Source organism: Streptomyces prasinopilosus (assembly GCF_001419695.1).
GTDB classification, from domain to species: Bacteria; Actinomycetota; Actinomycetes; order Streptomycetales; family Streptomycetaceae; genus Streptomyces; species Streptomyces prasinopilosus.
On sequence record NZ_LIRG01000575.1, the window covers coordinates 1 to 4,818 of the forward strand.

The 4,818-nt window shown below is 72.7% G+C and carries 7 protein-coding genes; 4 read left to right on the plus strand and 3 right to left on the minus strand.

Annotated elements, in window-relative coordinates; translation table 11 throughout:
- Nucleotides 1-42: 42 nt before the first annotated feature.
- Nucleotides 43-843: a site-2 protease family protein gene (locus tag AOK18_RS22370; protein ID WP_055695506.1), complete on the plus strand. Its 801-nt coding sequence runs from the start codon at nucleotides 43-45 to the stop codon at nucleotides 841-843.
- 123 nt (nucleotides 844-966) lie between these two features.
- Here the strand turns inward: AOK18_RS22370 and AOK18_RS22375 are convergent, their stop codons facing one another.
- Both AOK18_RS22375 and npdG read right to left on the minus strand, forming a co-directional pair.
- Nucleotides 967-1,179: a hypothetical protein gene (locus AOK18_RS22375; RefSeq protein WP_055695507.1), complete on the minus strand. Its 213-nt coding sequence runs from the start codon at nucleotides 1,177-1,179 to the stop codon at nucleotides 967-969.
- Between the two features lie 56 nt (nucleotides 1,180-1,235).
- Nucleotides 1,236-1,991, minus strand: coding sequence for an NADPH-dependent F420 reductase (npdG, locus tag AOK18_RS22380; RefSeq protein ID WP_055695508.1), 756 nt, complete (start codon nucleotides 1,989-1,991; stop codon nucleotides 1,236-1,238).
- 148 nt (nucleotides 1,992-2,139) lie between these two features.
- Between npdG and AOK18_RS22385 the strand changes: the two genes are divergently transcribed.
- Nucleotides 2,140-2,742: a hypothetical protein gene (locus AOK18_RS22385; RefSeq protein ID WP_055695509.1), complete on the plus strand. Its 603-nt coding sequence runs from the start codon at nucleotides 2,140-2,142 to the stop codon at nucleotides 2,740-2,742.
- Between the two features lie 35 nt (nucleotides 2,743-2,777).
- On the opposite strand, the gene AOK18_RS22390 is transcribed toward AOK18_RS22385, so the two are convergent.
- A complete protein-coding gene (locus tag AOK18_RS22390) occupies nucleotides 2,778-3,017 on the minus strand; it encodes a hypothetical protein (RefSeq protein WP_055573722.1) in 240 nt (79 codons plus the stop codon).
- 60 nt (nucleotides 3,018-3,077) lie between these two features.
- Here AOK18_RS22390 and map point away from each other — a divergent pair, with 60 nt between their 5' ends.
- Together map and AOK18_RS22400 are read left to right on the plus strand one after the other, a co-directional pair.
- Nucleotides 3,078-3,935, plus strand: coding sequence for a type I methionyl aminopeptidase (gene map, locus AOK18_RS22395; protein ID WP_055573721.1), 858 nt, complete (start codon nucleotides 3,078-3,080; stop codon nucleotides 3,933-3,935).
- A gap of 154 nt (nucleotides 3,936-4,089) precedes the next feature.
- Nucleotides 4,090-4,737, plus strand: a complete 648-nt coding sequence (locus AOK18_RS22400) for a biliverdin-producing heme oxygenase (RefSeq protein ID WP_055695510.1) — start codon at nucleotides 4,090-4,092, stop codon at nucleotides 4,735-4,737.
- Nucleotides 4,738-4,818 lie beyond the last annotated feature (81 nt).

Sequence of the window (4,818 nt, forward strand, 5' to 3'; positions counted from 1 at the left end):
GACGGCCGGGCCGCGGCCCGGCCGTCCAGTCCAGGGAGTCCCATGACCACCGCCACCACCCGTCACGGCGACCGGAGGATCAGCCCGGTGTTCCTGGGCATCCTGGCCGTCACGGCGGTCACGGGATGGGCCACCTGGACCGGGTTCGCCGAGCAGCCGGGTGTCGCCGTGTTCCTGTTCGTGACGTCCGCCTGGATCGTCTCGCTGTGCCTGCACGAGTACGCGCACGCCCGCACCGCGCTGCACAGTGGCGACATCTCGATCGGCGCGAAGGGCTACCTCACGCTGAACCCCGCGAAGTACACCCACGCCCTGCTCAGCGTCGTGCTCCCCGTGCTGTTCGTGATCATGGGCGGGATCGGTCTGCCGGGCGGGGCGGTGTTCATCGAGCGGCACCGGATCCGGGGGCGCCGGCGGCACAGCCTGATCTCGGCGGCGGGCCCGCTGACGAACGTCCTGTTCGCGCTCGTGTGCACGGCGCCGTTCTGGCTGGGCGCACTGGACGGCGTGCCGCTCGCCTTCCGGTTCGCGCTGGCCTTCCTGGCCCTGCTGCAGGTGACGGCCGCGATCCTGAACTCCCTGCCGGTTCCCGGCCTGGACGGCTACGGCGTGCTCGAACCCTGGCTGTCGCGGAGCCTGCGGAGCCAGGTGGAACCGTTCGCGCCGTTCGGCCTGCTGTTCGTGTTCGCGCTGCTGTGGGTGCCGGCGGTGAACGGCGTGTTCTTCGACGTGATCGACTCGATCCTGTCGGCCCTGGGCGTCCACGAGCTGGAGACGTACTGCGGCCTGGAGCTGTTCCGCTTCTGGCAGGGGGAGCACGAGCTCTGCTCGGTCACCGCGTGAGGGAACCGGCCGGCGGGCGACCGCGGCGCGCGACCGGTCGATCCGCGGACGGCTCGACCGGTGCTCGCTCGCTCCGCGGCCGGCCCGTGCCGGTCGCCCGGTGCCCGGCCGGCCCGTGACCGGTCAGCCGGTGGCGGTCCGGTCGTCCCGCGCCGCCTCGGCGGCGGCCTGCCGCTCCGCCCTCCCCCGCCGTACGTAGTACCAGGTCATGTTGGACGACAGCCCCGCGAGCAGGATCCAGACGACGCCCAGCCAGCTGCCCTGGACGAAGGACACGACGGCCGCGGCGACGGCGAGGAGGCAGACGATGAGGGCGTAGAGGGCGAGTCGGGGCATGGCGGCTGGACTCCTGTCGGGGGACACTGCTTCGCCGTCCAGTGTCCCCCATGAGGTCATACGTCCGTCACGCGGAGCCCGGCGTGTGCCTTGTAGCGGCGGTTGACGGAGATCAGGTTGGCGACCAGGGACTCCACCTGGTGGGCGTTGCGCAGCCGGCCGGCGAAGATGCCGCGCATGCCGGGGATGCGTCCGGCGAGGGCCTGCACGATCTCCACGTCGGCGCGGACCTCGCCGAGCACCATCACGTCGGTGTCGATCTCGTCGATCTCCGGGTCCTGGAGCAGGACCGCGGACAGGTGGTGGAAGGCGGCGGTGACCCGGGAGTCGGGGAGGAGGGCCGCGGCCTGCTGGGCGGCGCTGCCCTCCTCGGGCTTGAGCGCGTAGGCGCCCTGCTTGTCGAAGCCGAGCGGGTTGACGCAGTCGACGACGAGCTTGCCGGCCAGTTCCCCGCGCAGGCTCTCGAGGGTCTTGCCGTGGCCGTCCCAGGGCACGGCGACGATCACGATGTCGCTGCGGCGGGCGGTCTCGGCGTTGTCGGCGCCCTCGACGCCGTGGCCGAGTTCCCCGGCGGCGGTCCGGGCGCGTTCGGCGGCGCGCGAACCGATGATCACCTTCTGGCCGGCCTTGGCGAGCCGGAAGGCGAGGCCCTTGCCCTGCGGTCCGGTTCCGCCGAGCACGCCGACGACGAGCCCGGAGACGTCGGGCAGGTCCCAGGGGTCCTTGGCGGGTGCCTTCGCGGGGGCATCTGCGGCCTGCGCGGGGGTCTTTCCGGCCTGCTGTGCGCTGTCGCTGGGGGTACTGGAGGTCATGGCCCGACTCTAAGGGCGCGGGCGGCCGTTTCCGGTGCGCACGGGTCCCGCGTGAGCGCCGTCACTGCGCTGCCCCGCCCTTTCACGATCGGGTGAACCGGGAGCGGATCCCACGTGATCGGGGCCCGGCCGGGGCAGGGTGCGCCCCATGGATGCCGTACGGGTGGCGCTGCTGCGGGACGTGCTCGCCGGGACCGAGTGGCTGGGGGCCACCCGGCGGTTCGCGGGGGCCCTGAGGGGGTCGGTGGTGTCGCACGGGGGCGGGCTGCTGCTGGTGGGGACGCCGGAGTACGAGCCGTGGCACCTGGCGGCGCACCTGGTGGACGAGGCGGCCTGGTCGGGCACGCCGGAGCTGGCCCCGACGCTCGTACGGCACGACGCGCGCCCCTCGGACCCCGCCCACCTGGCGGTGGGTCTCGGCCGGCTGGAGGCGGCGCGGCGGGGCGAGACGCTGCTGGTGGTGGCGCCCGGAGAGCCCACGGCCCCGCTGCTGGAGCGGGTGTCCGACGCCCGCCGGGCCGGCGCGACCCTGCTGGCCCTCGGCCCCGGCGACGGCGAGCTGCCGGCGCTGGCCCACGAGGCGCTGGCCGTCCCGCCGGGCGCCGAACTGGACCTGGACACGGTGCAGCACCTGGTCAGCGCGGCGGCCGGCGAGAACGCCCTGCCGCCCCCGCGGGGCCGCCGCCGCTTCCGGGACCGCCTGTCCCACCTGGCCGACCTCCTGACGGCCCCGCCCCCGGCCCGCTGGTAGCGGGGGCGGGCGGGGGCCCGCCCGTCATGCGGCGCTCAGGCCTCGCCCCTGCGGTCGCCCTCGCCCTCGGGGGCGTCGTGCCACTTGGGGTCGTTCTCCCACTGGAGGTTGCGCTCGCGGGCCGTCGCCATGGCGTGCTCGGCCTCGGCGCGGCTCGTGTAGGGACCGAAGCGGTCCTTGTTGGGACAGTCCGGGCCTTCCTCGACCTTCTGGTGTTCCAGGCAGTAGTACCACTCGCCCGGCTTTCCGACCGTCCGCTTCTTGAACAGGGGCATGACCGGCTCCTTTCGCCACGGAAGATGGTCCCCCGTGAGCGCTGAATTAGACTCGCCGGCATGTCTGGCCAGTCGCTGCTCATCCCAGGGGAGCTGTCCCCCACCCGTTCCGTGCCCGGGAACATCCGCCGTCCCGAGTACGTGGGCAAGCCCGCCCCCGCGCCGTACACCGGGCCGGAGGTGCAGACCCCCGAGACCGTGGAGGCGATGCGCACCGCCGGGCGGATCGCGGCGCGCGCGATGGCGGAAGCCGCCAAGCTCATCGCGCCCGGTGTCACCACCGACGAGCTGGACCGGGTGGCGCACGAGTACATGTGCGACCACGGCGCCTACCCGTCGACGCTCGGGTACCGCGGTTTCCCCAAGTCGCTGTGCACCTCGGTCAACGAGGTGATCTGCCACGGCATCCCGGACTCGACGGTGCTGCGCGACGGCGACATCGTCAACCTGGACGTGACGGCGTACATCGGCGGGGTGCACGGCGACAACAACGCCACGTACCTGGTGGGCGACGTGGACGAGGAGAGCCGGCTGCTGGTGGAGCGGACCCGGGAGTCGCTGAACCGGGCGATCAAGGCCGTCAGGCCGGGCCGGCAGATCAACGTCATCGGCCGGGTCATCGAGTCGTACGCCAAGCGCTTCGGCTACGGGGTGGTCCGGGACTTCACCGGCCACGGCATCAACAGCTCGTTCCACTCCGGGCTGATCGTCCCGCACTACGACAGCCCGCACGCGACGACGGTCATCCAGCCCGGCATGACGTTCACGATCGAGCCGATGCTGACGCTGGGCACGCACGAGTACGACATGTGGGACGACGGCTGGACGGTCGTGACGAAGGACCGCAGGCGGACGGCGCAGTTCGAGCACACCCTGGTGGTGACGGACACCGGCGCGGACATCCTGACCCTGCCGTAGCCACGGCCGCGGCCCGGAGCCCGGGTCCCCGGCCCCGAAGCCCGTTCTCCCCGGAGGGCGGGCTTTCGTCGTTCCGCGACGGGGTAGGGACGTACCGACACAGCGTCGGCAAGCCCTTGACTTAGGTAAGCCTAACCATAAAAGATCTGGATTCATGGACTCCTTCTCGACCCTCATCCGCACCGCCTCCCACGAGCAGCACGTGGAAGCGGAGACCTCGACGTTCATGAGCGACCTCCTCGGCGGCCGGCTGGGCATGGACGCGTACGCGCGCTACACCGAGCAGCTCTGGTTCGTGTACGAGGCCCTGGAGTCCGGCACGGAGCGGCTGGCGCCGGACCCGGTGGCCGGCCCCTTCATCCGCCCGGAGCTGCTGCGCCTGCCCTCCCTGGAGCAGGACCTGGCCCACCTGCGCGGCCCAGGGTGGCGCACGACGCTGACGGCGCTGCCCGCCACGCGGGCGTACGCGGAGCGCGTCGCCCACTGCGCGGCCGAGTGGCCGGCGGGCTACGTCGCGCACCACTACACCCGCTACCTCGGCGACCTCTCCGGCGGCCAGATCATCCGCGACAGGGCGGAGCGCACCTGGGGCTTCCCGAGGAAGGGCGACGGCGTCCGCTTCTACGTCTTCGAGGGCATCCGCAACCCCGCCGCCTTCAAGCGCGAGTACCGCGAACTGCTCGACGGCGTCCGGGCGGACGACCTGGAGAAGCAGCGCATCGTGGCCGAGTGCAAGCGCGCCTTCGCCCTGAACACCGCCGTCTTCCGCGCGCTGGGCGAGGAGTTCCCCCTGTCGGCGTGACGTCCCCTCCGGGGCCGGTACCGCGGGCACGATGGGGAGGCGCGCCGGGAGCGCGGTACCGGGCACCCTTTCGCCCACAAG